The sequence below is a fragment of the Kitasatospora sp. NPDC001683 genome (assembly GCF_053596495.1).
On the sequence record NZ_JBSFGK010000047.1, the window covers coordinates 27,244 to 54,207 of the forward strand.

Genomic DNA, 26,964 nt, shown 5'->3' on the forward strand with positions numbered 1-26,964 from the left:
CAACACCATGAATCTGGAGAGCCTTCTGTGAGTACCCTCCTGTCCACCCGGCGCCGGTTGTCGCTGGGCCTGGCCCTGGCGGCCGTACTGCCGGGCGCCTGCGCCTACACCGCCGCAGCCGCACCCGCCACGACCGCACCGGCCCCGATACCCCTGACTTCCTCGGCCTGCCCGGCCGACCTGCAGCAGGGCGAGGCCGACGGCTGCGTCACCCAGCTCCAGCTGGAGCTCAACCTGACCGGAGCCCAGCTCACGGTGGACGGGCAGTTCGGATCGGCCACCGGCACAGCCGTGCGCACCTTCCAGACCTCGCACTCCCTGACGCCCGACGGCATCGTGGGCCCGGCCACCAAGTCGGCGCTCGACGCGGCGGCGGCCGCGGCCTCCGGCACCGTGGACCTGCGCACCCAGTGCGGCGACCTGCGGACCGGCGCCACCGGCGCGTGCGTCGGCACCCTGCAGACGATGCTCAACACCTTCCACGCGGGCCGCCTCACCGTGGACGGGCAGTTCGGCCCGGCCACCGACACCGCCGTACGCGACTTCCAGGCCACCCATGCCCTGACCATCGACGGCACCGTCGGCACGGCCGTCAAGAACGCCCTCTACACCAGCACCCCCGCCCCGCTGCCCAGCGGCGCCGTCGACCCCGCCAAGGTCCTGAACGCGGCGAAGTCCTACCTCGGCGTCAAGTACGCGTGGGGCGGCGGCCACTCCCTGCGCGGCGAGGGCCCCGGCCCCTCCCTGGGCACCTGCGACCGATACACCGGGCCCCAGCCCTGCGCGGCCAACACCACCACAGGCCTGGACTGTTCGGGCCTGGTGCGCGCGGCCTTCTGGTTCGGCGCCGGCATCGACCTCGCCAATGGGGGCGGCACCACCGAGCAGACCCTGGACAGCCACCTCACCCCCATCACCAAGGCCCAGCGCCGCCCCGGCGACGTCGAGTACTTCGGCACGGACGCCCACAACACCGTGCACGTCGTCCTCTACGCCGGCACCGACCCCACCACCGGCGCCGACATGATGTACGAGGCGAAGGAAACAAACACCAACGTCCACTACGTCACCCTTCGCACCGGCGGCTACTGGTACCACGTCTCGGCCTGACCGCCCGGGTGCCGCGCGGGTGACGGCTGCCGCCACCCGCGCAACGCCCGACACCACCAGCCGGGGCCGCTGTCCGCTCCAGCACGCCATCAACGGCCGCACAGTGCGCAGGTCAAGGACGAGGTCTACGCCGCCCTCGACCGGCCGGGGCCGGGGCGATGAACGGCACCCCGGCTTTCAGCAGCGCGGCGACGTTCGGGTACGACACCAGCTTGGAGTCGGCGACCAGCAGGAACTCCCGCTCCCCGGCCATCTTCCGCAGGTCCTTCATCGCCCCGACGACCTGGCTCACCTCGGCCGCACCGCCGCCGAAGACCCGGGCGTGGAGGGGGATCCCGCCGTCGCCGGTGACCGCGAGCCCGGTCTGGACCTGCAGCAGATCCACCCACCGATCCTTCGGATGCCCGCACCCGATGACCGGGAACGCGTCGTCCCACCACTGCCGGCCGACGTGGGGGTGACTCTTCGTCAGATTGAAGTGCGCCGACGGGTGTTGTCGATCAGTACGGCGACCAGGCGGGCGAGGGCGAGCGCACCGTCGGGGTCGTCGGCGCGGCGCCGCAGCTGGCGGATCGGGCCGACCTGGTCCAGGACGATCCCGGCGCGGGCCAGCACGAAAGTCAGGGCAAGGAACGCCGATCGAGCGTTCCCGTCGTCGAACGGATGGAAGAAGCAGACATCGAGGTAGGTGCGGGCCGCGCGGGCGGCGAACGGAAGCGCCACGTCGTCGCTCTGGGTCAGGCAGCGGTCGAACCGGCGGCGGGTGTCCGGTCCGATGCCGTAGCGCTCCCGGCCCGCCTTGGCGAACGCCGCACGGCTGCGGAATGGCACCTCCGACGTCGCCAGCACGAGCCGCTGCCAGGCTGCGAGCAGGTCGAAGCTCAGCGGCAGGCCGGCTGCGGCGTCCGCGCGGGCCAGAGCGAGACCCGCGAGCAGCCGGGCGGCCCGGTCCGGGCTACGAGCGTGGTCGCGGGTACGGATGTCGTGGACGGCCCCATCCCGTACAGGGGTGAGCGGGCCGGCCGTCGCGTCGACGTCGAGTGCCTCGTGCCAGGGCACGGCCGCGCGGACGGCGAGCCAGGTCCGCAAATGGTCGGACACGGCGGCTCACACTCCGTCAGCGGTCCGGAGCGACCAGGCGAGGCGCTGCGCCATGTCCTCCAGCACCTGGCGCTCGGGCCCGGTCCAGCTGTCGAACCGCCCGCCGATCGCCTCTTCGACCAACACCTCCGCCGCGCTCGCCGGCACGCCGCAGTGGGTGAGGAACCAGGTGAGCACTTGCTCGCAGTGCACGTGCCAGGCGTCGTCGGCCCGCGTACGCTCGACGACCAGGGTGACCAGCTGGACAGCGGCGCGCTCCCACAAACGCGGCCGCTCCCCGGCGGGGACGGAGTCCAGCGGATACCGGTCGAAGCTCTCCGCCAGGTCCTCCAGCCAGGCCCGCCACTCGCACAGCGCCGTCGCGACCCGGTCCAAGGCCTCGGGGACAGCTAGCGACTCCCGGGGACAGCACGGGGCGCTCACGGCGCCGCTGCTGATCCAGCCCCCGGGGTGGGCCCATCGCCAGCCGATGACCCAGCGTCCGAAGCGTTCCACGAGGGCGCGCGTCAGCGCGTCTGTCCAGGCCTGGCCCTCACCGTGCGACCAGGTGAGCACGGTCTGGTCCTCGGTCGGCCGCAGGGCGGCCACGACTGCGGACGCCGAGGCACGGTCGAACGGATGGCGAGTGGGGTCCGCCTCGGCCCACGCGAGGGCGGAGGGTGCAAGATCGAAGTCCACCGGCCAAGCCTTCCACAACAAGCTGGGCCTGTTGGCCAGTGTGAACCGCCCCGGGTTCGGTGGGGACTCAATTTCGTGTAAGGATTCGAGTCATGGCCCGTCCCTCTTCCTACCCGCCTGAGCTGCGTCGTCGTGCAGTGCGCATGGTCGCCGAGGTCCTCGGTGACTACCCGAACGAGTCGGCCGCGCTGCGGGCCGTCGCGGAGAAGCTGGGCATCGGCTCGGCCGAGAGCCTGCGCAACTGAGTGCGACGCGACCAGGTCGACTCCGGGCAGCGTCCGGGGACGACCACGGAGGAGTCCGCGCACAAGGAATGACCATGCAAGGTGGAGTATTCTGCCTGATCCGCATCCTGCCGCTGCTCGATGTACTGGATTCTCCGATCAAGGCTGCGGCGGAAAGTGTCGTCGAGGCTTCTCTCGCCGGGTGCCCTGCGCCCGACGAGGCACTGATCGCCCTCGATGACTATCGGCAGGCGGATCACGTTCCACTCGCAGATGTCCGGGGCGCGGGAGTTCGCCGCGGACCTGCCTGCGGCGGCCGCGCTGCTGAAGGACGCGGAGCGGCCGGAGCGGATCTGGGCGAAGGCCGTGGCCGGCACCGACCGGCCGTCCACGACGTGCGCCCGGCCTCCAGCGCGACGACGAATGAGTACGGCCAGCCGGGGATCATCTGGTGCTTGGCGTCGCCGCGGCCATAGGTGTGGCAGAACGACCGGTCCGGGCAGGTCCCGGCGTCCGGCCGCAGCCACGGCGAGACGTCCACCGCCAGCACCAGGCGGCCGTCGGCGGCCCGCGGCAGCGACAGGCTGGCCAGCTCGGTCCGCAGCCGGTCGATGTCCAGGCGGCCCTTGTTCAACGCGCCGTACAGGGCGCCGTGCCCACGCCGGTGCTCGGGCGCGAGCGCCAGGTCCACCAGAGTCTTCACCGGGCCCTCAGTGCACAGCAGCGCGTCGGCCAGCTCGAACAGCGCGTCCCCTCGACCGCGCAGGCAGTCGTAGAAGTCCGCCCGGAAGCGTGACAGTTCCGCGAACGGATCGCGCTGGCTTGCCTGTTCCACCACACTCGTCACCACGGCCTTCGCGTGAAGTCCTCGATCTTTTAGCCGAGTTCAGGATCACGTGAAGGCCTAACCACCGTCTTGGGAATGCCCGTGTGGGTGACAGGGTCGAACACTCAGATTCGGGGACCTCGGCGGCAGCGGATTCCCCACTCGCCGCTGGGCGAGAAGGTCTCGCCGTTTGCTCGTGTCACGGACAGGCTTCGGCCATCGAAGCTGATCCGGTCGCCGATCGCCAGGAAGAGCGGACTGTCCAGCTCACAGAAGCCGCCGCTATCGGTCTCAAGATCGTCAACCAGCATCATCCGCGGGACCGGAGTGACTCCGTCAGCAATCAGCAGCATGCCGGGATCGTCCCACACCCGGTTGGCCGACAGCGTTCGATTTCCGGCGGCCGAGAGGTTAAACGGCAAGCTATGGGATTGTCCAGAGGTGCATGAACATCCGTGGGTGGAACGGGAGTGTGAAGAGGAAATGAGCGGGAGCCCGTGGGCCCCGGCGACCAGGCCGTCCGGGCCCTCGATCTCCACCGCCACGCCCTGCGGGCCGAGCGGTGCGGACAGGTCCAGCGCACGGTCGCCGGCGCCGGGGCCCGGGCCGAGCCCCAGACCGATGGTGAAGTGCCCGGGGTCCTTCTGCGAGGTCCGTGAGAACCCGTAGGAGCTGAGGACGAGTTGCGGTCCCGGCGGCGGGGCGTCCGACTGCGGTCCGGCGGCGAAGGTGAAGGACGCGGGCGCTGGCTTGAAGTGGTGGAAGCCCTTGGTACCGCACCTGGTGCCGTCGGAGACCCCGCCGCCGGGCAGCGCGACGTCCGCGGCCGGCTCGGGAGATACGGGCACGGCCCACGGGTCGCGCGCCGACCGACCGCTGCCGTTCAGCAGACCGGCCGGGTCCATCCCCACCGCGACGGCCAGCAGCGCCGCGAAAGCGCCGGCCGCGATCAGCGCGGTGCGCCGGTGTCCGGGCCGCATCCACCGCGAGCGGGCCGCGCCGGAGGCCGCCCCCGGCGCCCAGCGGCGGCCACCCGGGTCCACTGGCGGCTCCTGCCGCCATCGCGCGGCGAGCACCCGGGTCCGGGCGGCAGGCTCCTTGACGGCGGCGTCCTTGATGAACCGCTCATCCATGACGCGCCCCTCGAACGGGTCGGGTGTCGCCCGGCCCGGCGCTATCGGCTCCGGCTCACGGGAAGGGGGTTGGTGGGGTTCCCCGGGGGTTGGCACGGCGCCAGTATGCCCGCCCGTTCGGACACACCGACCGGCGAAGTGGCCCGGAACGCCTTGTGGCTTGGACACCGACGCTCACTCAGCCCTCGGGTGCCCCGCGTCACCGGCACCGGCCGCAACACCGCATTCCGCGTTAGGCCGTGACAACGGCCTGGCCCGGCTCCGGACGATCCGTGGTGGGAGGCGCGGGTGCTCCACGCCAAGGCCAAGGCCCATCCATGCGGCTCAGCAGGATGGCGCGCAGGCAGTTCGCGGCCAGTTGGTGGCCTTGGGACACCGTCACGGCCGTAGCGCCCCCGACCCCTGTCCCTCGGCTTCAGAAGCCGCGATGATGGGACGGCAGATGGGCTGACTGACACTCATCAAGGGGGCCACGATGACGCTCCGACAGCAGGTCGACGCAGCACACCGAGCGCTGCAGGACATGCTCCTACATGGAAAGCGGGCCGGGGAGTGCGAGGCCGACATCGCTGTCGCCGGGAACGCCTTTCTTGGCGTGGCTTGCGCGTTCTTCTGCAATGTCATGGAGTTCGCGTTCAGCGGTCATGAGAGCGTCGAGCAGGTTCAGGCCTACCTAGAGGATCTCAAACGGACCTACCCGGCAGAGCTGGCCGTTCTTCAGCCGGGGCCCATGGCAATGTTCGTACTCCTAGAGATCGGCCCAGGCGCGTTGCCCTCCGGACAGCCCCGCGTGGAGATGCCCGATGGCCTGATCTACCAGATGCGGCTGCTTACCGAGTACACCGCCAAGAAGGAGGGCATCGTCGGCCAGCAACTTGAGCTGTACCTCTTCGGGGCGTGCGGCCGCTACGGCCTGAACCCGTGGTGAGCGGCACCATCCGCCAGTAATCAGACGCCACTCCGGCCGTAGCCGGCTCGACTGGAGCTGGTCGGTGTTGCCCACGGCCGGGCCGCTGGTGAGTTTCGCCCCGTCAAGGTGCCGCTTTCGCCCCGTCAAGCCAGCTGATCTCCTGGCTCACCCGCCAGCGCCACCTGAACGGCCAGGGCCTGCTCGTCCGCTGAAGGGTGTCTTTGCTGCCGTACGGTGGCTGAGCAGCGGCTTTGCCAGCGGTCGCCTCACGGGCATGATCGCGGTTCGTGGGTCTGCGACTGCTGTACTTGATCTTCTGCCGGGTGTTGGACTGGCTGACACTACTGGGGCGCTCTCGTCAGCTGCGAGAAACGCCGAGATCCTCGTCCTGCGTCACGAGGTCGCCCTGCTCCGCCGCCAGATCGAGCGACCACGGATGTCGTGGGCCGACCGTGCGGTGCTCTCCGCACTGGCCCGAAAGCTACCGACCGCGCTGCGCCGCCACCGGCTGGTCGCCCCGGGCACGCTGCCGGCCTGGCATCGGCGCTTGGTCCGCTGGAAGTGGCGACAGCCACCGGCCGGGCCCGGTCGGCCGCCGCTGCCCGACGAACTCGTCGCGCTCATCCGGCGCCTGGCCACGGACAATCCGACCTGGGGCTACGTCAGCGTCCATGGCGAGCTTCGACGGCTCGGTCATCGGGTCGCCGCTGCCACCATCCGCCGAGTCCTTCGCCGTTTCGGACTGCCGCCCGCACTTCGGCGCGCCTCCCGGCAGAGCTGGCGGACCTTCCTGCATGCCCAGGCTCGCACGCTTCTGGCCTGCGATTTCCTGCACGTCGACACCGTTTTCATCAAGCGCCTCTATGTCTTCTTCGTCATGGAGACCACGACCCGGCGTGTCCATGTCCTCGGTGTCACAGCGCACCCTACGGGGGAGTGGGTGGCGCAGCTCGCCCGGAACCTGTTGGTGGACCTGGGAGACGGAGCCGGGGGCTTCCGGTTCCTCATCCGGGACCGCGATTCCAAGTTCACGGCTGCCTTCGATGCCGTCTTCGCCGGCAACGGCACGACCGTCATCCCGACTCCGCCGCAGAGCCCGCGCTCGAACGCCTTCGCGGAGCGGTGGATACGCACCGTGCGCGCCGAATGCACCGACCGACTGCTCATCATCGGCGAACGGCACCTACGCGCCGTTCTCGCCGAGTACACCGAGCACTACAACACCGGCCGCGCCCACCGCAGCCTGGAGCTGCGGGCCCCGGACGACGAACCCAACGTCATCCGGCTGCCCGCTGCGGCAATCCGGTGCCGTCGAGTACTCGGCGGACTCCTCAACGAGTACCACGGCGCCCCGATCCAGTCGCCTCGCAGCCCGAGGGAAACCCCCAGTTCAGCGGCCTGATCGGAGTTTTGACACCCTTCAGGCCCGTCCCCAGTTCCGCAGGGTCTCGTGGTTGACCCCGATCTCCTTCGCGACGGCCGCGAACGTGCGCCAGCCCTCCGAGACCCGGTACAGCGCGACGGCATCACGACGGAACTCGTCCGAGTACTTCGACGGACGTCCCACCCGGACTTCCCTTCCTGGATCGTCAAGATCCAAGTGTCAGGGTGTCCACGTCACGGGCAAAGCCCAGCCCCTACCCCTGCGCCTCGGCCAGCAACGAGAAGGTCTGGTGGCGTTACTGACCGCATCGCACCAGCCGCGCCCCGCGCCGACCGCGTGGGGCGCGGCTGCGCCGAGCCTTCGCGAGCATCGCCGCAACCCTCAGGTGAGTCCGCTGTGAGTCCGCCTTGAGTCCACAGACTCTCCACATGAGATGACTTCCAGCTGTCGGATGATCATCTGTACTCATCAGCCGAAGATTTGCGGTAGTTTGTGGCGCCTCAGCGCGGTGGCCCAACCACGCGGGCGGCATCCGCCCCCGTGGAACGGCCCGAATCCCTCATGCAGGCTTGCAGGCCCATGCAGGGATCGCTGCTGATCACTGCGGCGGGGGTCTCGGCGAGCATCATGACCGGGCTCCGGCACGGCAGTTGTACCATGATCCAACTCAAGGGGGACACTTCTCCATGCGTGCTTCGCACAAGCGCTTCCTCGTGACGGCTGTTCTGCCGATCGCTCTCCTCGGGTCCATGGCCGCCCAGTGCGGCCCCAACAACCCCGAGCCGAGCGACACCGGGACCGCCACGGCCGCACCGACCGCCACGGCCGCTCCGACGGGCAAGCCGGCTCCGACTGGCACGGCCGCACCGACGGGCAAGCCGGGTCCGGCGAAGAGCCTGTCGACCGATGAGCTCACCAAGGCCTTGCTGACCAAGGCCGACGTGCCGGGCGCCACCGACGCGAAAACCGGCCCGGCCGGCGGTGACAGCAAGATGGTCGCGGACAACGCCGCCTGTCAGCCCGTGCTCGACCTGATGGACGAGATGAACGCCGCGACGAAGCCGACCGCGGGCGTGGAGGGCGTCTACAAGACCGGTTCGGGCACCGGGGTCATGATCCACCTCGACCAGTTCGGTGCCGGCCAGGGTGACAAGGCCTTCTCGTCCGCCGCGGCCGCGCTCGGGTCGTGCTCCAGCATCCCCGGCTCCGTCCCCGGGAACGGCAACGAGAAGATCACGATGTCCGTGTCGAAGCTGAGCTACCCGACGCTCGGCGACGCGACCCTGACCTTCAAGGTGGCCGAGGCCGGCGAGACGTCGGCCGAGTTCTCCTATGCCTTCGTCCGGAGTGGAGACGTCGTGATCGGCATCGGCGACATGGCGAAGGCTTCCGTGCCGCAGCCGGACCAGGCTCTGGTGAAGAAGCAGCTCGACCAGGTGAAGGCCGCCCAGCAGCGCTGAGCCACCAGCGCGGACTGTGAACCCCTGGGGCGCAAGCTCCAGGGGTTCGCGGTCCGCGGAGTACGGCCCGGACGGCAACGAGCAGTGGACCCGCCGCCCCGGCGGCCGCTGCTGGCCCTGCCATCAGGCACACACCGAGCACCTGGAACGGGAGGCCGAAGAACAGTTGGAAGCCGCCCGGGAGGCGAGCGCCGCGCTGCGTCCGTGCTGGACGTGCCGGGGCTCGATCGGCGGGAAGGCGGGCTCGGAGCTGGAGCTGGAGCTGACCGAGAACGCCGGTCCGGACCGGTTGGAGTGCCCGCAGCGCGCGGCCGACCGGGAGGTGAAGGGGCTGGTATTCCGCAGCCACGAGGCAAAGGACGCCTACGAGAACAGCCCCTGGCCGACGAACTGCGCGACGAGATCACCGGCCTGCTCGCCGAACCGCCCATGCGCATCGCGGTCCACCCCTACTGCGTCCTGCCCACCGATCCGGTCTGAGCAGACAGCAACACCAAAGCGCGGCACAAGACGTGGCTGGCTGGAGGGCACGGCCGGGCTGGAGGCGGCTGGGCACGTCCTCGGCCCGCCCCGCTCCGACATGGGCGGCACCGCTCGGGGCACCGGGGCGCTCCGGTGCCCACGCGATGGCCGTCAACGAGACCGTGCTGGCCCTCGTCCTCGGCGGCACCGCGCCGGAGGCGCCGGGCGGGGCGGGCGCCGTGACCGACTGGGCGACCGAGGGCGAGTTCCTGCTGCCGGGTGGGCGGCGCAAGGCGCGCCAGGACGCGGTGTGGCTGTTCCACTGGTCCCCCCGGCCGTCAGCGCGCTCGTGCCGACCGGACCGTGATCATTCTCACCGGGATTTCCGGTACCTCAACTATCTGTGGTGGCCCGCCACGAACTGCCCGTCTCGCGTTCGAACGCCGGACGGACGTCAACGGTGTCGTACACGATGCGCAACGTGGCAATACGGCCGTCCTCGGCGAGCTCAGCCAGGTCCACCACGTCAAACGGCGCGGCAGCTCCGGACGGCAGGCGCCAGTCAAAGTGGAACCAGAACGAGATCAGCGCGGCCCCCTGCTGCGTCTGACCCTCCGCCACCCCCAGCAGAGTCAGGCTCGCCCGGCTGGTATCGGCGAAGAGTTCGGGATAGAACTCCGTGGCCGGTCGGGGGCCGTACAGCGGAGAGTGCACCATCGCGCCAGGCGCGAACAACTCCAGGACCGCCTCGGCATCCGCCCGCTCCAGTGCCGACAGATAAGCCGACACAAGCTCAGCTGCAGTCATGATCACTCACTCGAGGTCAGGCCAAATCGACAGCCCATGCTCTCACCCCACCACTTGCACTCCGCCCATCAACCGGCACAACACCTCAACAGCCAAATCGTCGGTCTCGTCCTCGGCCAGCGGCGGGGAGGCCACGTGCCGCAGCTCCGGGAAGCGGGCGACGATCCGCACGCCCCGCTCGGTCAGGAACCAGGCCCGCTGCCGCGCGGCCTGTGGGAGGACGACGGACTCGACCAGACCCTCGTCCTTCAGCCGACGAAGGCGCCAGCGCATCAGCTTCAACCCGGTTTCGGGAGTATGCAGGAGCGAGTCCGGGTCGTGGCCCGACTGCAGAGGTCAGCGCCACAGGTGCCCTTCTTCGACCTTGTCACGTTCCCGCGATGCGCTCAGGGACTACGCCACCTCCGCCGATTGGACGGGCAGGACGCCGAAGCCCCCGAGGGAGAAACACCGCCCGCCGCGCGCTGGTCGGGGGTGGCGGCGGGCCTGAGAGGGATGGTTGGAGAGGGTGCGGCGCGCGGGCCTGGGACGGGCTTGGCCGCTGTCGGAGGAGCCGGATATCCCGGAGAGGCAGCAGCCGACCACGACCACCGGGAGTCGCCCGTGAGCGCCCCTCAGCGTCCCGCCCGGTCCGGCGACCACGATGACCAGGGCGACGCCGTCGGACCGCCGCAGCCGTCCCGGCCGGGATGGGCCGCGTACCGGCGCGGTGTCGCCAACCCAACGGCTCGACCACCGCGTTGCGTGCCGACGTCCTCGGCGCGCACGGCGTCCTCAAGGTCGCCACCGCCGACCAGCTCCAACTCCTGCTGTGCCCTGCGGCCACCTCGAACAAGGCGGTGCGGCAGGCGCTCGGCGATCTCGCGCTGCACGGTCTGGTCGCCAGCCCGACGGCGACAACGGGGGCCGGATCCGTGGACCGGCAAGGAGCTTCAAAACACCTGTCCCATCGTGGAGGCATGGACAACGGCACGCGACCGAGCGGCAGTAGACCTTCCGACCGACCGCGCCCGCGTGCTGCCCCAGATCACCCGCGGCCCCGGCATCCCGCGTACGCGACATCGCCGCCCGCTGCCTGGCGCGCTACCGGGTGGAGATGCTGGAGCAGCTCGGCATGATCTGGTCCGTCTCTGACGCTCGGGGCCACGAGTCCCGGACGTCCGTGGCGGGCTTACTTCACGGCGTCCTTGAGCTTGGAGCCGGCGGTGGCCTTGATGCTGTAGCCGGCCGGGATCTGAATCGGTTCCCCGGTCTGAGGGTTGCGGGCCGTACGGGCGGCGCGGTGGGTGCGCTCCAGGGTCAGGAAGCCGGGGATCATCAGTTTCTCGGCGCCTTGCTGGACGACCTCCCCGGCGATCTGGGCGAACGCCGAGAGGACGGCGTCGGCGTCCTTCTTGTTGACGGACGCCCGGACGGAGAGAGCTTCCACCAGCTCGGTGCGGTTCATCACGCCCACTTTCGACCATGGAATCGGTGTCCACGGCATGCTGCCAGACAACTCGGGCATCCCGCGCGAGTAAAGGCACGGCGCGCCGACGGCCCATGTCGCAGACAGGGCCCCGACCGGGCTCAACCCGCCCGTCCAGCCCGTCCGCGCCCGTCAGCCGCCCCAGAGCGTACCGGCGCCGGTGCCGCCGGATCCCTCACCCGGATCAGCAGCACGTCCGTCAACTCGCCGCGCTCACGGGCCGGACACAGACTCGACCACATGCCAGCCGACCTGCTGACCGCCCACGACCACGCCCTCGTCACCGCCGTCACCACCCTGGCCACCACCCCCGGCTCCCCGGCAGCCCGCATCGTGCTCGCCCAAGGCCGCCTGCTCGCCCCCGCACCATGGCCACGCTCCGGGGCCCCGCGCCGCGGCTCCTGCGGCCAATGCCACCCGAACGCGCTGCGCATCGCCGCCCGTCTGCCCGGCGCGGCATACGTCGAGGGATACGCGCTCACCGCCGACGGCACGGCACAAGCGCACGCATGGTGCGCGACCGCGGACGGCACCGCGCTCGACCCCACGCGACCCGAGGCCCCCGCCCTGGCCTACCTCGGCGTGCCCATGACCCCGGCGTTCGTCCTCGCGTTCCAAAAACGCACCCTCACCAAAACGAGGTTCCGCGGCGTCCTCGATCCGGACGTTCAGGTCCGCGACGCCGGGCGCATCTACCAGGCCGGGGTACCGACCTACGGGGTACTCGACGTCGGCCGGATCCCCCTGGCTTCGGACCAGCCGCCCTGAGGCCGACGGCTCGTCGTGTCCCTGCCCGCCGAGGGCCGGGGTCTGGACGGCGCACGCGGCGGACCGGGCGCCGCGCCTGTACATGTTTCTGCGCCGGCCGGTGCGGTGGATCGCGCGCGGCCGAAAGATCGCAGGCCAAGGCCCTGGCCATCGGCTGGTCGGCGGGTCTAGCATTCCCGGCACGGCGGCCCCACCACAGCACCACCGGGCCGCCGGCCAGAGCAGCCGCGCCGCGGCTCGGCGCTGCTTGCCTCCCCCCGGCTGGGCCCGTGGAACGTACCCCCGTCGTTCCCGGGCCCGGCCGGGCCGCGTGTCCCCGCGAATCAGGGCATCGAATCAGAGACGGGTGTCCGAGTGGGCGGCCTGACGGGCAGTCTGCCGCATCCGGTAGTGGAGGGCTGGCCGTCGAGACCGTCGACGACGTGGGTCGGAAGCAACTGGTGGGGCTGCGGCGAGGGTTGGGGCCCTGATTCAGACCGGCACCGAGTCCTACCGCTATCAGGCCGACCAGGTTCGTTCCGGGGGGGCACCGGATGATCAGTTCATGTACATAGGCCAAGGCACCTTCGACGACGTCCCCCTGAGTATGCTTTTCCCCCAACTTTCCGCCACCGGCATCGAATCGCTTCAGCGCTCCGCTCACAGTGTCGCCGCAGCTCAGTCCGAGGTCGCCTCCAAGGGATGGGACTGGTTCCCGGAGCACGCGGTCTTCACAGGCCCTCAGTGCCGGACACAAGTGATCCTGCTCCTGTGCGACATTCGGCCGTCGGGTCCAGGCGACTGGCTGGAATTCCAGCTCCAGGTGGGCTGGACGGACCAAGGCCGGCACGAGGTGACCGCCTTGGTCAACGTGGGCTGCTGGTGCGAGAGCGATCACAGCACCCACGATGGCGACGTCCTCAAGTTCGCCGTCGGTGACGAGATCTCGCTGCCCCATGCCTTCGAAGCATGCGCCGAGCGCATGACGGGGTGGCTGGCCGACCCTCGCGATGCAGACTTCTGGCGAGCCCGCGAGGATCTGCCAGCGCGCCGCCTGTAGGTCCTCGCTCAGGCCGCTTCGCGCTCTCCCCGGTCCGGGCCGAAACAGAGCAAGGCCCTGGCCGCGACTTGTCAGGGAGGCGGCCTGGGCCTGCGACAACAAGCTACCGACGCCCCCATCCCAGCCGTGGTGGCTTTCGCCGGACCAGACTGCCCGGCGGGACGCTGCGCAGCCGTACGGCCGGGTGACGAGGGCAGCGTGGGCGGGGCGGGAGGAGGGGCTCGGGAGGTGCCGGGCGGGGCGGGCGGAGGCTGACGGCGCCGAGGCCGGCCACCAGCACTTCGAGGAGCAACTGCACGGTGAAGCTCTGCAGCCAGACACCCAGCAGTCCGAGCATCAGGGCCACGGCCGCCAGGATCGTGAGCGCCCAGCTCGGACCGCGGTCCCATGCGGAGCCGGTGTCGCCGCGCCGGCTGCGGCGGGCCTTCGACAGCGTCGCCGCGAGTATCAGGCCGACGCTGGTGATCCCGGCCAGGAACATGTACGGGCCGTCGGTCGGCAGATTCTCGGCGTATTGCCGACGTCCGGACAGCGCCACCGAAACCGGCTCGCCCTTCCATCGGGCGACCTCGACCTGGTCGCCGGGGTGAACTCGGCTGAGTACGGGCTCGGTGCCGTGCAGGCGGATGCTCTCCCGGCCGTCCCCGCCGGGCGCCTGGACCACGATCCGGTCGTCCGGGTCCTTGCCGACCTCCGCATGCACCTCGAGCGTCACCTCGGTGCCGACGGCCAGACAGTCGCCCCGGGTCACGGCGGCCGGGCACGGCAGGGCGGCCCGGTACCGGTCGGCATCGTGGAACGCCGGTGGCAGCAGGGCGATGAACCAGACCAGGACCACCAGCTCGAACGCCGCGGCGACGGTCAGTAGACCGGCGGCTGTCCGGCGAGGCCGCCGTGGCCTGGCAACTGCGGCAGCCGCGGCCTCCCGCCGTTCCCGGATGGCCCGCGCCCGCCAGGCCGCCCTGAGCCACTGACGGTCTGCCACACGCTGCCCGCCCTGGATCGCTGGTACCGCACTGTTCCCCTTCGAGACGATCACCTCTGGCTGAGGCGGCCGTCACCTTACGCAGTTCGGCCGTGGGCCCGGACACCGCCCCCGACTGTGTGGGCTGGTTGCCCGGCTACGGGTGAGCGCCGGCGGTTCAGCGGTGTGACTCAGCACGCTACTTGTCACTAACAGCGCTACTCGACGTGCGGTTCTCTGGGTGGGTCAGCAAGACAACTGTCGCTGATTCAGCGAGGTGTCGGTCGGTTGGTGATGGTTCGGCAAGCAAGTTGGCGCCGTGCCGCTGATTGCTCAGGCCGTGACACCCTCCAGCGGAAGGCGGTCCCGGTAGTACTCCGACTCCAGCCACGCTTCCTTCACGAAGAGCGGTCGTGTGAGCCGCGCTTCCCCGACCCGCTGGTCACGCAGAAGGATCCCGAGGTCGGTCAGGGCGAGCGATGCGTCCGGTGTGAACAGGATCCAGTTCCCGTGCTCCGCCAGGACCCGGGCCCGAGCCTTCGGCAGGGGCCCGGCGGCCCCTTCGGGGAATAGCGGGTGGGTGTCGCCTGCGGCGTCGTCGTTGAGGCCGCCGGCCAGGGTGACGAGTTCGGCGCCCATCGAGACGGCGGCGGGGAGCTGTTTGTCGTGGATCTGGCCGATGAGCTTGCTGCGGACGGCGAGGTTGGCGTACCGGAAGTCCGCGGCGTCCCCGTCCACGGCGTCCCCGTCAGCGGCGGCTTCGGAGGCGGGGTCGTGGAGGGCGGCGAACGCGGATAGGAACATGGCTCGTTTGAGGAGCCGGTTGCCGGTCCTGGGGGCGTGTTCGCCGTGGATGGAGGATCCGGAGGATCTGGTCGCTGGGGCGAGGCCGGCGTAGGAGGCCAGGTGGGCTGCTGTGGGGAAGGTGGTGCCGTCGCCGATGGTGACCAGGAGGGTGGCGGCGGTCCTGACGCCGACTCCGGGCATCGAGGTCAGGACCTTGGAAAGAGGGTAGGCCTCCAGCAGTTCGGCGATCTGGGCTTCGACGGCGCGTCGTTGTTCGTGGACGGCGGCGAGCGAGCGGGCCAGGGAGGGCACGACCGTGTCCAGGGTGGTGGTGCCCGGGACGACGACGGTCTGCTCGTCGAGCGCGTCGAAGATCTCGTCGATCAGGCGTTCGGCCATGCGTGGGGCCTTGGGCCGTATGAGGGTCACGAGTTTTCGTCGGCCGGCCGTGCGCAGGGCGGCAGGGGAGCCGTGCTGTTCCAGCAGGTGGGTGACGGCGGGGTGGTCCAGGTGCGGGCCGAGGACGCGTTCGAGGGAGGGGTGGAACTGGGTCCCAGGTTGCGGTGAGTTCGGACAGTTCGGTGCACGGTGGTTCGGCGGTCAGGGCCCGGACCACCAGGCGGCCGGTCTCCAGTTGTTCTTTCATTCGCTTGACCCGTGAGGCGGCGTGCTGGGGTGTGAGGTTGAGGGCTGTCACGAGTTCGGCGCGGGTGAGCTCGCCGCCGGTCTCCAGCCACCAGAGGGAGAGCAGGTCGCGTTCGCGTTCGTCCAGCCAGCGGGTGGCTTCGGCGACCTGGCGACGCTGGCCCGTCAGGCCGAGTCGCAGGATGGTCAGGTCCACGAAGTCGGCGGCCGGATCGGTGACTTCAGCCAGTTCCTGCAGTCCTGGCACGGGTGCCGCCTTTCGGGTCGTCCAGCAGCGACGGACTTCGTTCATCGCGATCGCCACCAGCCAGGACCGGAAGGAGGACGGGTCACGCAGTGTGTTCAGGGAGTGGACGACGCGCAGCATGGTCTCCTGCACCACGTCGTCCACGTCGCCATGGCCGTCCATCGCGCGGCCGACGATGTTGTAGACCAGCGGCAGGTGGTCGGCGATCAACCGCTCCTGGGCCGCCGCGTCTTGGGCCTGCGCTGCGGTGACCGTCTCCGTGCTGCTTTCCCTGCCTATTCGCATCCGGCGTCCTCCCCTTGTGGTCGATCGTTTCCCGCGTGTGTGCACCGGAGGGGACATGGCCCGCCGGTGCGGGTTCCTTGCCTGGAGGGCGTGTGCGGACCGGCCACGTGCCCAGTGGTGGCAAGGCTGCGTGGTGCGAGGTGTCGGCTCCTGCGGCGCAGGAGCCGACACCTCGTGATCATTCGGGCGACATCAGGTGAGAACCCCGTGTCGGACCCCTCCATGACCAACGGCAGCGGCCAGGCGGTGCGGCGCGTGCCGTATGCCGGGGCGGCCTCACGCCTGTGGCCCACAGGCCGGTTCAGCGTGCGGCGTCGTGGTGGGCGAGGGCTTCTTCGGCGGTGACCGGGGTGAAGGGTTCCAGGGCGGTGACGTGGAAGCGCTTGAGGCGCAGGTAGCGCTCGCCGGTGTCGGTGAGGGTCCAGTCGTGGCGGGTGCGGGCGGTCATCGGCTGGCCGGTGCGGCTGATGCCTTCCCAGGCGAAGTCGACAGTGAGGCGGTGGTCGCCGTCCTCGCCGGGGGTGATCACCGGGTCGATCACATGGTGGGTGCTGACGTCGACCAGCTCGCCCGCCTGCGCGTACCAGGCGGCTACCTCGTCGAAGGTGTGCAGGACCCGGCCGTCGGGCAGGGTCATGGCCAGCTCGGGGTGGAGCAGTTCGCGCAGCTCCTCGGCGCTGTCCGCGGGCTGCTCCAGGAGGGAGCACCAGTAGTGGACGAAGGCGAGGACGCGGTTCTCGACGAGTGCGTCGGTGAATGGCTTGTCCTGGCGGGCGAGGACCTGCAGGTCGCAGATGCTGATCCGGGGCAGGCGCTCGGCGGGGTGCTGGACCAGCTGGAGGTCGTATTGCAGCAGGGTGGAGCCGTTCATCGCCGGTCCGGCGGTTTCGAAGTCGTGGGTGACGGTGACCTGGGCGGTGTCGGGGCCGGTGTGCTCGATGGCGTGGCTGCGCAGGTGGTGGGCGTTGGCCTGGGCCGGGTCCATGGCGGCGAAGAAGTCCAGGTAGGCCTGGCGCCCGTGGACGTCGGGCTGTCCGCTCTGCGGCGGGCGGTGGAGGGTGAAGTCCTCGGTGACGATTTCGCCCTGGTGGTCGGGGTCGCGGTTGGCGGTCTCGTAGCCGGAGTACCAGCGGTGCACCACGGTGAGGGCGCGGTGCTCGTAGGAGCCGGCGGTGAGGGTGGCGCGGAGGGTGTCGAGGGCGGTGGGCTCGGGCATGATCGGTGTTCCTGTTACGGGGGTGGTTCGGTTTCCGGGGTGGTTCAGCGGACCCAGGCGCTGGTGAGGGTCTGGACGGCGGAGCCGTCGAGGTCGGCGAGGGTGGTGGCGACGAAGTCGCGGGCCCACTGCGAGGTCTGGACGCGGAAGGGCGGGCGGTCGGCGGTCAGGGCGTCGATGATCGAGGCGGCGGCCTCGGTGGGGGTCTGGGCGTTGCCGAAGGACTGCCGGGTGCGGGCGATGTACGCCTTGAGGGCCGGGGCGTAGGGGCCGGCCGCATCCAGCAGGGCGGGGACGTCCAGGCCGAGGTTGGCGACGAACTCGCTCGCGACCGCGCCCGGTTCGACCACGGTGACGTCGACGCCCAGGGTGGCGGCGACGGGAGCGAGAGACTGCATGAAGCCCTCGACGGCGAACTTGGCCGCGCAGTACGCCTCGTTGAAGGGCTGGCCGACGATGCCGCCGACGCTGCTGACGGTGATCACCCGGCCCTGGGAGGCGCGCAGGTGGGGCAGGGCGGCACGGGTGGCGGCCACGACACCGAAGAAGTTGACCTCCATGGCGGCGCGGACGTCGTCGAGGCTGCTCTGTTCGATGGTGCCGACCTGGGCGGCGCCGGCGTTGTTGACCAGCGCGTCGAGGCGGCCGTGCTCGGCGATCACCTCGTCCAGGCATGCGGCGATGCTCCCGGGGTCGGTCACGTCCAGGCGCTTGACCTGGACGCGGTCGGCCACACCCGCCTCGGCGGCGGCCTTGAGGAGCGCGTCGGCCTTGCCGGTGTCGCGCATGGTCGCGATGGCCGTCCAGCCGGCCCGCGCGGCGCCGATCGCGGCGGCCAGGCCGATACCGGAGGACGTGCCGGTGATCAGAACCGTCTTCGGGGAGGTCATGAGGGTCTTCCTTGGAGCTCAGGGGCGAAGCCAGCAACCGGGGAGTTCCCCGGTTTGCTCTGCCACGGTAACCGGGGAACTCCCCGGTTGGCAATAACCGGGGAGTTCCCCGGTTTCCTGGGTAGACTGATCACCTGACGAAAGGAGCTGCCTTGACCGCCCAGCCGAGCGTGTTGCGTGCCGATGCCCGCCGCAACCGGGAGCGGATCCTCGAAGCGGCCGTGCGCGCCTTCTCGGAGAAGGGCGCGGACGTTGCGATCGACGCGATCGCCAAGGCTGCGGGCGTCGGCTCGGCCACGCTCTACCGTCACTTCCCCACCCGCGAGGCATTGGTCGAGGCGGCCTATCGCAACGAGCTGGCCCGGGTCTGCGACAGCGCCGCCGAGCTGCTGGCCGTCAACCCGGCGGATGAGGCGCTGCGGCTGTGGATGGACCGGTTCATCGATTACCTGGCCGCCAAGCACGGCATGGCGGACGCCCTGCGGGCCGCGGTCGCCTCCGGCGCGGACCCCTTCGCCGAGTCGCTCGACAGGCTCGGCACCGCGGTCGCCACCCTTCTGCACGCCGGTGCCGACGCCGGTCTCCTGCGCTCGGATGTCGAGCCCCTCGACGTCGGCTTCAGCCTCGCCGGCGTCGCATTGGTCACCAGCGCTCCCGACCAGCGTGAACGGGCCGGCCGCCTCCTCGACCTGCTCCTCGACGGGCTCCGCCACGGCACGGACCGATAGCCCGCCCCCGCACGCGCGGCACGGACCCGTCGGACCGGCACCGGGCGCCGCTGGAGCGTGGCGTTCGCCAGTCCCGGCCTCAAGGCGATCGCCACTACGTCCGCCCTCTGGCGACTCGGCCATGACATCAACTCCCTTACGCAGGACTCGCGGCGCGACCACGGCATCCGCCGCAGCCTGGACGTCCTCGCCGTCGGTGGCGGTGGGCCGGACGGCAGCCGCCGCAGCAACGGCCCGTCGCCCGCCGCCGATGTCGGCGACGGGCGAGGGTGATGGGCCGTGCCGCCCGTGGGGTGGGATTACTCCACAGGCGGCACGGGGTGATCGGAAGGCCGGCTGGGCGGACCAGTCCTGGTCCGTCCGGTCGGGTCGGCCGCTAGCCGCGAGGCGTGTGGAAGCTGGTCGCCCGGCCCGGGGCGGAGCTCTTCCCGTTGGCGTCGACGACCTCGATGGCGAGCGTGTAGTCGGTGTTCGGCGTAAGGCCCGGCATCACGGTCGAGTTCGAGTACGGGCCCGCTGGAATGAGGGCCCCGGCCTGGCCGTTGATCACGAGCCGGTACCCCTTCGCGCCCTCGGCCTTCCCCCAGCCGAAGTCGACTTCGGTCGCAGTGAGCTGGCGGATCGAAATCTCCGGGAGCGCGTGAGCGTCCGCGATCAGGAACTGGTTGTTCGCCACGTTCCAGTGCGAGGCCAGGTAGCTGCCCGGCTTGGGGTCGGTGTTGAAGTAGTCGTCCTTGGTGCAGTCCAGGCGGTCCCTGTTGAGAAAGTCGGAGCATTTCGTGGTCATCGGCTTGCCGCCACCGTCCGGGTAGCACATCAGGTCCCAGTTGACCGTGCAGTGCGAGCGTCCGCTGGAGTCCGGTGCGCTGTTGCTCACCGCGCCCAGGTTGTGGCCGAGTTCGTGTGCCGCGGCGTGGGCGCCCCAGCAGCCGGAGTCGATGCGCGCGTACGAGGGGCCGAAGTTGCTCGGGTTGTCCTGGCCGGCCCGGTCGTCGTTGGCGAAGCTGCCGAGGCCGCAGTACACCTGGGCGTCGGTGAACATCATGTACTTGCGGTCGCGGCGGTTGAACCCCTTGTCCACCACCTCACCGTTGGCCGCGCTCCAGTTGCCCAGTGCCGCCGCCGAGACCTCGACGTCGAGCACACTGGCCGTGCAGTTCGAGTCGGTGACGTACCGGACGTGCCGGTTGCCGCCGGTCTGTTCGGCGCTCGCGCGGTAGATGACGTCCACGTCCGCCGCCCAGTGCTTGATCGAGTCCCGGTAGTCGGCGAACCGGTCGTGGTCCGGGCCGTGGACGTAGAGGACCTGCACCCGGTTGCCGGTGGTGCCGTCGCCGTCGCAGACCACCTCGGTGCCGGTGGGTGTCTTCGACGGGCTCGGTGTGGGGCTGCCCGTGCCGGTGGGTGTCTTCGACGGGCTCGGTGTGGAGCCGCCCTGGCCGGGGAGGGTCCTGATGTCCCAGGCCGCCGTGCCCTGCGGCAGATCGGTGGTTGCGGGCGACGGGCTCGATCCGCCGGTGGGGCCGGGGGTCGGCGCGGTGGCGGGCACGACCGGCGGGACGCTCTTGTGGATGTCCACGCCGTCGGGAGCGGCATCGGGTCCGTGGGTGCACAGGCCGTCCGCGCTCTTGAGCTCGCCCGCGCAGGGATCGTTGGCCGGCGCGACGACCAGCCCGGTGTACACCAGTCCCTTGGCCGGATCGCTCTTGGGAACGGCCGTCAGCGGGACGTGGTTGCCGTCGTCGTGTGCGGGCCTGCGGTCGTGCCTCGGGTGGCCGCTCCCGCCGCCTTGGTGGCCGAGGCCGGGTCCCCGAGCTGCCCGGGGTTCGCGGTGGCCGCTTCCGCCGCCTTGGCGGCGGCCGCCGGGTGGGATTCGAACGAGCCGCTCGCCGCACCGATCCCGACGGCCGGCACACGCTGCCCTCGCTTCCGAGACCGTGCGCGGGAGCACCGGACGACCTGTCCGGTGCTCTCGCTGATTCGGCCTTGCAGCGGCCGGCACTGCCGGGAACGGCCAGCTGCCGGACACCGTGAAGCCTGCCGGCCGCGTTGCTTCAGACGGGCCGGCGAAGGAGCCGGGCAGGAGGCTGATTACGCCGAGGTGCCGTTGGAGACCTGACCTCGCTATGGAGCCGGGGTGGCCGCAGCCGCCACGGTGGTGGCCGCGCACGCCCCGGCCAGGCGGGGCCCGCGTCGAGGGAAGCTGACCGAGCGGCAGACCGCGCTCGTGGAGGCCCTGCGCGCCGTTGAGAGGGCCGGCAGCTGACCCATGCCACGGGTGCGCGGCGCAGGAGCCGCGCATAGATAGGGTCGTCGGGCCGCTTCACTGCAGCGTGGCATCCGCCGGTCCGAGGGCCGGCTCCTCGGTCCTGTCTTCCCCTGACGTCCGTCCGGTCTGACGGATGACCCGGGACCGCGCCTGCGGCCAGGTTGGCGGATCCCGGGGTTGCGTGATCTTTCCGCGCGCGGTTCTGCCGCTGGGGGTCAGGTGGTCTGGAAGGAGCGTTTGGCGAAGCCGAGGACGTAGCCGTCGATGGCGGTGGTGACGGGTCGTTCTGGGCCGCCGCCGGCGCCGAGGGTGATGAACAGCGGGGTGTAGTGGTCGGGGGTGGGGTGGGCGTGGGGCATGCCGGGTGCGCGGTCGCGCCAGGCGGCGAGTTCTTCGACGTCGCCGCGCGCCAACGCCTCGGCGGCCCAGGCGTCGAACTCGGAGGACCAGGCTGGCACGGCGCCCTTGAAGAGCATGTCGGGGGTAATCGCGTGGAGGCCGTGGGTCATGAAGCCGGAGCCGATGACGAGGATGCCCTCCTCGCGCAGGGGTGCCAGGCGGGCGCCGAGGTCCAGCAGTCGGGCGGGGTCGTGGGTCGGCATGGACAGCTGCAGGACGGGAATGTCCGCGAGCGGGAACATGGCCATCAGCGGGAGCCAGGCGCCGTGGTCCAGGCCGCGGCGCGGATGCTGGTGGACGGGCTCGTCGTGCGGCATCATCGCCGCCACCCGCCGGGCCAGCGCGCTCGCGTCGGGGGTGTCGTAGCGCACCTGGCGGTAGCGGGGGTGGAACCCGGCGAAGTCGTAGACCAGCGGGGTGTGCGCGGCGGGCGCGGACAGGGACAGCGGCGCGTGCTCCCAGTGGGCGGAGACGATCAGGACGGCCTTGGGTCTGGGCAGGTTCTGGGCCCAGTCGAGGAGCTGGCGCAGCCAGGGGCCGTCGTCGAGCAGGGGCGGGGCGCCGTGGCTGACGTAGAGCGCGGGCAGGGGGCCGTCGGCGGGGGTCCAGTCGCGCTGGTCGCGGGCCCGGCGCAGGGCGCCGGGCAGGAACTCGTCGTACGCGCCGGCGGGCACGGCGGGATGGAGTATCGAGGGCACGGTGAGCCTTCCGCGGCGGGGGCGGAGCGGGGGGTGGGACGCATCGTCAGTCCAGGCGGTAGGCGCCGGTGGGGTCGACGGCCTGGTTGACGCGCTGGCCGATGGCGCGCAGGGTGCGCTGCTGGGCCTGGGTGAGCGGGTCGAGGACGAGGCGGCGGACCTCCTCGACGTGGCCCGGGGCGGTGGCGACGACCTTGTCCCAGCCCGCCTCGGTGAGGATGGCCAGGGTGAGGTGGGCGGGCAGGGAACCGGCAGGGGCTGCACCTGTGCATTCTGCCAAGATGTGACGTTGATCCGCGGCCGCGACGCGATGGCAGGGCACGTTGAGTGATCATCTTCGCCTCGAACCGGCGGCTTCCGCCTTCTCGCGCCCCTGACCCGACGCCGGTGCACAATCAGGGGCCGTTTCAGCGACCTGGGGCCGCTACCTGCTGTACGCCCCCAAGAACACGACCGGGGCGTCGCTGGTTCTGCGCGACCTGCGCACGGACACCGACAGGACCGTCTCGGACCAGCCCGCCTCGGCCGGCGTCCACGCGGTCAGCGCCGACGGACGGGACGTGGTCTTCCAGTCCGCGGCCGGCGGCATCGTGCCCGGCGACGCCAACGGCAAGTCGCAGGTCTTCGTCCGCCACTTCGGCTGACCGCCCCGGCGCACGTGACGGAGCAGGCCGTCGGGGAAGTCCTCGACGGCCTGAACGCCGGATGCCGACCAGAGCTCGCGGCCCGGTACCGCTCGGGCCGGCACTCCCTGGTCGAGACGTTGGACAGCCCGGACAACCGCGCTGCCTACGACCAGCGCCGGGCCGTCCGCGAGGACGAGCAGCAGAAGGCCCACCAGGAGCTGATGGACTCCCTGGCCTGTGCCGACTGCGGCCAGGTTCCGAAGGAGGAGAGCACCTGGGAGTACGGGCTCCACGGCCAGTGGACCCGCCGCCCTGGCGACGCTGCTGGTCCTATCGCCAGAAGCACGAGGAACGCCAGGAGAAGGCCGCCGCCAAGGCCCGCAAGCGCCTGGAGAAGGCCCGCGCTGCGCCCGTGCTGGACGTGCCGGGGCACTATCGGGGGGAAGAGGGCTCCCCGCTGGAACTCGTCGAGAAGGCCGTCCACCTCGGTTGCCCTCCTTCCCCTGGCAACGACGTCTCCCTCGACGTCTCCTGACGATATAGGGCGTCACTCATGGTTGGCGCACGAGTCGGTCGAGTCGCTCCAGTGTTCCGACGCGCGGTAGCTGGGTCTGTGGTTCGGATCCGATGACGAGGGGGCGCATCATCTCGATCTTGCCGTTGGTCGTGGTGCCGTCCTCGTGCGGGAGGATGTGGCAGTGCCACACGGCTGTTCCGGGGACGGTGAACTTGCCGACCCAGGCGGTGATGTAGTCCGGCGGGGCGATGAACACGTCTTTGGGGCCGGACTCGTAGGCGGGTGCGGGCTCGAACGGCCCGATCGAGGAGGGCACGGGCTTTCCGTTGTCGTCCCACTGCCCGACATGCCAGCGCCCGACGAGCTGCATCTCCAGGAGGTGGAGGTGGATGGGGTGGGCGTTGGCACCGTGGTTACGGATGGCCCACACCTCCCAGGAGTTGAGCTGTGGTGTCTCGGTGGGCGGGTCTTCGTAGTTCAGGAGCCGGTCCTTGTCGCCGAGTTGCGGAGCGCCGGGCACGTCCCCCACGCCGGCCTGGACGGTGCGCAGGCGGGCCTCACGTAGTTTGGCGGACAGGGGCTCGCGGTTGTTGGTCTCGTCAAGGGTGCCCGGGATGCGGGAGTGGTCCGGGGAGGTGACGTCCGTGCCGATGTCGAACCGCATCAGTTGGGGGATGCGTGGTGCGGTGTTGGGGCCTGGGTAGGGGGCGGGGGCGTCGTTGGCCAGGACCCATTGCTGCGTGTGGTGGCCGGTGAAGTCGATGACGACGCGGTACCGCTCGCCGGGGGCGATGAGGAGGTCGTCGACTTGGGCGGGGTGGTGCAGGTAGCCGTCGTCGCTGGCCACCACGGTCATGCGCGGCGGTAGGCCGTGGTGGTTTCCCCGGTGTCCGCCGACCTGGCGCAGGCTCAGGTGGTAGAAGCGGTTGGCTGAAGAGTTCAGCAGGGTGAAGAGGTAGCGCCTGGGTTCGACCTGCTGCTTGGGTGCGATCGTGCCGTTGATGACCGGGAGGTCTCCGAAGTTGGTGTAGCACAGCTGCTTGGTGGCAGGGGCGAACGACTTGTCCTGCAGTTCGTATTCCTTGGAGAACTCTCCGCTGGGCAGGCCGAAGTGTCGTTCCCGCTCGTCGGTGTGCGGGGAGAATCCGACCAGCCCGGGGTACGCCTGGTAGCCGGTGAGTTTGTCGGTGTGGGTGTGGTAAAAGAGGGGCGCCGCGGCCTGGTCGTTCGGATAGTGGTTGGTGTAGGAGTCGCCGGGCGGCAGTTCCACTCCCAGTGGGGCGGGCACCCCGTCGCTGGGCGCGGGTTGCAGGCCGCCGTGATGGTGGAGGTTGGCGGGGTTGTCGTTGTTCGGCTGGCCGAACGGGAAGATGGGGGTCCCGGCCGGGGGCAGGGCGTTGACGATTTTCACGTCGACGGGGTGGCCTTCTCGGGTCACGATCTCGGGGCCGGAGTAGTCCGTCGAGGCATTGGCCGTGCTGTATGCCAGCGTTTTCACCGGTGGCCAGGAGCTGGCGAATCGATGGGTGTAGTGGACTGCTGCCGTGACCGTGTAGTGGTCAGGCCCGTCCATCTCGGCGAGGGGTGGCTGCTGGGCCTCGTCCATGAAGAACGGTGGCGTGGGCGACGGGGCACAGGTTGGGGGATCGTCGTCGGCCCGGGCGGTGGACACGGGTGCACTCACCGTGCCGGCCGCGATGACGGCCGCGCCCGCGAGCCCCGCCAGCAAACGGCCGCCCAGAGTCCGGGGCCGTCGGCCGAACGCCGTCTTCGCCATGCCACACCTCCGCTACCCGCTGGCGACGCGCGCCTGAAGACGCATCGCGCAGCAGTCCTTCTCCCACCCCGGACGATCACACCTATCGGGGTCGCCGTGCATTTAGCCGGTTCGGTCCAAGGGCGCGACCGGATCACCCAGCGCCCCGGCCCGTGGGACGACCAGGTGGATTCTCACCCGTCATCACCCGCGAGGCGATGAACAACGCCAGCACGTTCTCGTCCACCGGCGCCTGGAACCGAACCGGCAGCGTGAACGCCCCCGCGCCGCCCGTCCCACCCTCCCCGGACCAGCTCTCACCAGGCCCGGAAGCAGCCTCAGCGCTGCGCCCCTTCGTGCGCTTGCCGGACTTCTGCGGTACCGCCAGGGCTCCACCACCTTGGCGTCATGGCTGCGCAGCGCGGGCGGTCTGCCCGATCGAGTTCGAACAACGATCAGCTTCGCGCTGCTGCGGCTGCTGCTGATGGGCATTCGGGAGAAGGACATCGAGATCCTGGCGCTGCGGCACCAACTGCTGGTCCTGCTATGCCAGGTCGGCAAGCCCTGGTTCACCGACACCGACCGTGTCGTCCTTGCCGGTCTGCTCCACCGCCTCCCGGTGGGAAAGCTGCGGCACGTTCTGCTCCTGGTCCGCCCGGACACGATCCTGCGCTGGCACCGCGACCTGCTCAAGCGGCACCACTCCACCACCTGCGTGCCCAAGCGCCGTGGACGCCCGCCCACGGTCCGGTCGATCCGCGCCCTTGTCCCGCGCCTCGCGCGCGAGAACGCCTCGTGGGGCTATCGCCGGAGCCACGGTGAACTCGCGGCCCTCGGTATCAAGGTCGCCGCCTCCACCGTCTGGGAGATCCTCCGCGAGCACGGCATCCCACCAGCGCCCGAGCGGCAGGGCGCGACCTGGGCCGACTTCCTGCGCGGCCAGGCCGAGGCCCTGCTCGCCTGCGACCTCTTCGAGACCCGTACCCTGGCCGGAGCCTGCCTGTACGAGCACGGCACCCGGCGCGTCCGGATCCTCGGCGCCACCGCACACCCCACCGCGATGGGGGCACCTCCCGGCCGGAGGCTGGGGGAGGGTCGTGCAGCTCGGACGCAGCCTGCTCATGGACCTCGAGGACGCGGGTAACAAGGCCAGGTTCTTGATCCGGGACCGCGACTCGAAGTTCACGGCCTCCTTCGACGCCCTGATGGCCCACGCCGGCCCGAGCGTCGTGGCCACCGGCATCCGGATACCGCGGATGAACTCCGTCATGGAGCGCTGGATACAGACCTGCCGACGCGAGCTGCTGGACCGCACCTTGATCCGGAACCAGCGCCATCTCCTCCACGCGTTGCGCGAGTTCGAGACCTTCTACAACGAGCACCGGCCGCACCGAACCCTGAAGCAAGCCGCGCCACTCCGCCCGCTACCCGAACCGATCAACGAACCAGCACAGATCAGACGTCTGGTGGTCCGTCGGCGAGACCGACTGGGCGGAACCCTCCACGAATACCAACATGCCGCGTGACCACGCCGGATGATTTATCGGCACCCACACAGCCGGGACTGG

The 26,964-nt window shown here is 70.5% G+C and carries 24 protein-coding genes and 6 pseudogenes; 12 read left to right on the forward strand and 18 right to left on the reverse strand.

Features of this window, described 5'->3' with window-relative positions:
- The first annotated feature begins 27 nt into the window (after positions 1-27).
- The gene (locus ACWCYO_RS24195) at positions 28-1,110 is read left to right on the forward strand and encodes an NlpC/P60 family protein (RefSeq protein ID WP_449785359.1); all 1,083 of its coding nucleotides are present in this window, start codon (positions 28-30) and stop codon (positions 1,108-1,110) included.
- 112 nt (positions 1,111-1,222) lie between these two features.
- On the opposite strand, the gene ACWCYO_RS24200 is transcribed toward ACWCYO_RS24195, so the two are convergent.
- The 3 genes from ACWCYO_RS24200 to ACWCYO_RS24210 form a co-directional block, all read right to left on the reverse strand.
- Positions 1,223-1,495 (reverse strand): hypothetical protein, encoded by a 273-nt coding sequence (locus ACWCYO_RS24200; protein ID WP_449785360.1) that lies wholly within the window; start codon positions 1,493-1,495, stop codon positions 1,223-1,225.
- Positions 1,496-1,578: 83 nt separating this feature from the next.
- Complete coding sequence (locus ACWCYO_RS24205; protein ID WP_449785361.1) at positions 1,579-2,211, reverse strand: Fic family protein; 633 nt, start codon at positions 2,209-2,211, stop codon at positions 1,579-1,581.
- A gap of 6 nt (positions 2,212-2,217) precedes the next feature.
- Positions 2,218-2,889: a hypothetical protein gene (locus ACWCYO_RS24210; RefSeq protein WP_449785362.1), complete on the reverse strand. Its 672-nt coding sequence runs from the start codon at positions 2,887-2,889 to the stop codon at positions 2,218-2,220.
- Between the two features lie 92 nt (positions 2,890-2,981).
- Between ACWCYO_RS24210 and ACWCYO_RS24215 the strand changes: the two are divergent.
- Positions 2,982-3,194: pseudogene (locus ACWCYO_RS24215) on the forward strand (IS3-like element IS987 family transposase); the annotation flags it as partial.
- 262 nt (positions 3,195-3,456) lie between these two features.
- On the opposite strand, the pseudogene ACWCYO_RS24220 reads toward ACWCYO_RS24215, so the two are convergent.
- Both ACWCYO_RS24220 and ACWCYO_RS24225 read right to left on the reverse strand, forming a co-directional pair.
- Positions 3,457-3,960 (reverse strand): annotated as a pseudogene (locus tag ACWCYO_RS24220) (transposase); the annotation flags it as partial.
- Positions 3,961-4,064: 104 nt separating this feature from the next.
- Entirely contained in the window at positions 4,065-5,240 is a 1,176-nt protein-coding gene (locus tag ACWCYO_RS24225; RefSeq protein ID WP_449785363.1) for an SCO2583/SCO2584 N-terminal domain-containing protein, read from the reverse strand.
- Positions 5,241-5,547: 307 nt separating this feature from the next.
- On the opposite strand from ACWCYO_RS24225, the gene ACWCYO_RS24230 reads away from it, so the two are divergent.
- Both ACWCYO_RS24230 and ACWCYO_RS24235 read left to right on the forward strand, forming a co-directional pair.
- Positions 5,548-6,000 (forward strand): hypothetical protein, encoded by a 453-nt coding sequence (locus ACWCYO_RS24230; protein ID WP_270150578.1) that lies wholly within the window; start codon positions 5,548-5,550, stop codon positions 5,998-6,000.
- Positions 6,001-6,256: 256 nt separating this feature from the next.
- The gene (locus ACWCYO_RS24235) at positions 6,257-7,384 is read left to right on the forward strand and encodes an integrase core domain-containing protein (RefSeq protein ID WP_449785364.1); all 1,128 of its coding nucleotides are present in this window, start codon (positions 6,257-6,259) and stop codon (positions 7,382-7,384) included.
- A gap of 24 nt (positions 7,385-7,408) precedes the next feature.
- On the opposite strand, the pseudogene ACWCYO_RS24240 reads toward ACWCYO_RS24235, so the two are convergent.
- Positions 7,409-7,549 (reverse strand): annotated as a pseudogene (locus ACWCYO_RS24240) (transposase); the annotation flags it as partial.
- A 386-nt stretch (positions 7,550-7,935) separates the two neighbouring features.
- On the opposite strand from ACWCYO_RS24240, the gene ACWCYO_RS24245 reads away from it, so the two are divergent.
- Positions 7,936-8,826, forward strand: a complete 891-nt coding sequence (locus ACWCYO_RS24245; protein ID WP_449785365.1) for a hypothetical protein — start codon at positions 7,936-7,938, stop codon at positions 8,824-8,826.
- A gap of 855 nt (positions 8,827-9,681) precedes the next feature.
- Here the strand turns inward: ACWCYO_RS24245 and ACWCYO_RS24250 are convergent.
- The 3 genes from ACWCYO_RS24250 to ACWCYO_RS24260 all read right to left on the reverse strand — a co-directional run bounded on the left by ACWCYO_RS24250 (position 9,682) and on the right by ACWCYO_RS24260 (position 11,542).
- Positions 9,682-10,095, reverse strand: coding sequence for a nuclear transport factor 2 family protein (locus ACWCYO_RS24250; protein ID WP_270150584.1), 414 nt, complete (start codon positions 10,093-10,095; stop codon positions 9,682-9,684).
- 42 nt (positions 10,096-10,137) lie between these two features.
- Positions 10,138-10,368: a hypothetical protein gene (locus tag ACWCYO_RS24255; protein ID WP_270150585.1), complete on the reverse strand. Its 231-nt coding sequence runs from the start codon at positions 10,366-10,368 to the stop codon at positions 10,138-10,140.
- A gap of 898 nt (positions 10,369-11,266) precedes the next feature.
- Positions 11,267-11,542 (reverse strand): HU family DNA-binding protein, encoded by a 276-nt coding sequence (locus ACWCYO_RS24260; RefSeq protein ID WP_270150587.1) that lies wholly within the window; start codon positions 11,540-11,542, stop codon positions 11,267-11,269.
- A 261-nt stretch (positions 11,543-11,803) separates the two neighbouring features.
- On the opposite strand from ACWCYO_RS24260, the gene ACWCYO_RS24265 reads away from it, so the two are divergent.
- Complete coding sequence (locus ACWCYO_RS24265; RefSeq protein ID WP_449785366.1) at positions 11,804-12,331, forward strand: hypothetical protein; 528 nt, start codon at positions 11,804-11,806, stop codon at positions 12,329-12,331.
- A 544-nt stretch (positions 12,332-12,875) separates the two neighbouring features.
- Positions 12,876-13,370 carry a hypothetical protein gene (locus ACWCYO_RS24270; RefSeq protein WP_270150589.1) on the forward strand — a complete coding sequence of 165 codons (495 nt, stop codon included), beginning with the start codon at positions 12,876-12,878 and terminating at the stop codon, positions 13,368-13,370.
- A 103-nt stretch (positions 13,371-13,473) separates the two neighbouring features.
- Here the strand turns inward: ACWCYO_RS24270 and ACWCYO_RS24275 are convergent, their stop codons facing one another.
- The 5 genes and pseudogenes from ACWCYO_RS24275 to ACWCYO_RS24295 form a co-directional block, all read right to left on the reverse strand.
- Positions 13,474-14,355, reverse strand: coding sequence for a hypothetical protein (locus tag ACWCYO_RS24275; protein WP_449785367.1), 882 nt, complete (start codon positions 14,353-14,355; stop codon positions 13,474-13,476).
- Between the two features lie 726 nt (positions 14,356-15,081).
- Positions 15,082-15,672, reverse strand: a pseudogene (locus tag ACWCYO_RS24280) (transposase); the annotation flags it as partial.
- A pseudogene (locus ACWCYO_RS24285) lies at positions 15,662-16,297 on the reverse strand (sigma-70 family RNA polymerase sigma factor); the annotation flags it as partial. The pseudogenes ACWCYO_RS24285 and ACWCYO_RS24280, both read right to left, overlap by 11 nt.
- 301 nt (positions 16,298-16,598) lie before the next feature.
- Positions 16,599-17,513 carry a nuclear transport factor 2 family protein gene (locus ACWCYO_RS24290; RefSeq protein ID WP_270150594.1) on the reverse strand — a complete coding sequence of 305 codons (915 nt, stop codon included), beginning with the start codon at positions 17,511-17,513 and terminating at the stop codon, positions 16,599-16,601.
- A gap of 44 nt (positions 17,514-17,557) precedes the next feature.
- Positions 17,558-18,403, reverse strand: a complete 846-nt coding sequence (locus ACWCYO_RS24295; RefSeq protein WP_449785368.1) for an SDR family oxidoreductase — start codon at positions 18,401-18,403, stop codon at positions 17,558-17,560.
- Positions 18,404-18,555: 152 nt separating this feature from the next.
- Between ACWCYO_RS24295 and ACWCYO_RS24300 the strand changes: the two genes are divergently transcribed.
- Positions 18,556-19,131: a TetR/AcrR family transcriptional regulator gene (locus ACWCYO_RS24300; protein ID WP_270150597.1), complete on the forward strand. Its 576-nt coding sequence runs from the start codon at positions 18,556-18,558 to the stop codon at positions 19,129-19,131.
- A gap of 57 nt (positions 19,132-19,188) precedes the next feature.
- A complete protein-coding gene (locus tag ACWCYO_RS24305; RefSeq protein WP_449785369.1) occupies positions 19,189-19,404 on the forward strand; it encodes a hypothetical protein in 216 nt (71 codons plus the stop codon).
- A gap of 103 nt (positions 19,405-19,507) precedes the next feature.
- Here the strand turns inward: ACWCYO_RS24305 and ACWCYO_RS24310 are convergent, their stop codons facing one another.
- Positions 19,508-20,815: an RICIN domain-containing protein gene (locus ACWCYO_RS24310; protein WP_449785370.1), complete on the reverse strand. Its 1,308-nt coding sequence runs from the start codon at positions 20,813-20,815 to the stop codon at positions 19,508-19,510.
- Positions 20,816-21,268: 453 nt separating this feature from the next.
- On the opposite strand from ACWCYO_RS24310, the gene ACWCYO_RS24315 reads away from it, so the two are divergent.
- Complete coding sequence (locus ACWCYO_RS24315; protein WP_270150600.1) at positions 21,269-21,397, forward strand: hypothetical protein; 129 nt, start codon at positions 21,269-21,271, stop codon at positions 21,395-21,397.
- A gap of 218 nt (positions 21,398-21,615) precedes the next feature.
- Here ACWCYO_RS24315 and ACWCYO_RS24320 read toward each other — a convergent pair whose 3' ends face one another.
- Both ACWCYO_RS24320 and ACWCYO_RS24325 read right to left on the reverse strand, forming a co-directional pair.
- Positions 21,616-22,497, reverse strand: a complete 882-nt coding sequence (locus ACWCYO_RS24320; protein ID WP_449785371.1) for a dioxygenase family protein — start codon at positions 22,495-22,497, stop codon at positions 21,616-21,618.
- Between the two features lie 46 nt (positions 22,498-22,543).
- Positions 22,544-22,777 (reverse strand): hypothetical protein, encoded by a 234-nt coding sequence (locus ACWCYO_RS24325; protein WP_449785372.1) that lies wholly within the window; start codon positions 22,775-22,777, stop codon positions 22,544-22,546.
- Positions 22,778-23,421: 644 nt separating this feature from the next.
- Here ACWCYO_RS24325 and ACWCYO_RS24330 point away from each other — a divergent pair.
- On the forward strand, positions 23,422-23,658 hold the full coding sequence (locus tag ACWCYO_RS24330; RefSeq protein WP_449785373.1) for a hypothetical protein: 237 nt from the start codon (positions 23,422-23,424) through the stop codon (positions 23,656-23,658).
- 16 nt (positions 23,659-23,674) lie between these two features.
- On the opposite strand, the gene ACWCYO_RS24335 is transcribed toward ACWCYO_RS24330, so the two are convergent.
- A complete protein-coding gene (locus ACWCYO_RS24335; protein WP_449785374.1) occupies positions 23,675-25,051 on the reverse strand; it encodes a multicopper oxidase family protein in 1,377 nt (458 codons plus the stop codon).
- 829 nt (positions 25,052-25,880) lie between these two features.
- Between ACWCYO_RS24335 and ACWCYO_RS24340 the strand changes: the two are divergent.
- Positions 25,881-26,922, forward strand: a pseudogene (locus ACWCYO_RS24340) (integrase core domain-containing protein).
- The last annotated feature ends 42 nt before the right edge of the window (positions 26,923-26,964 follow it).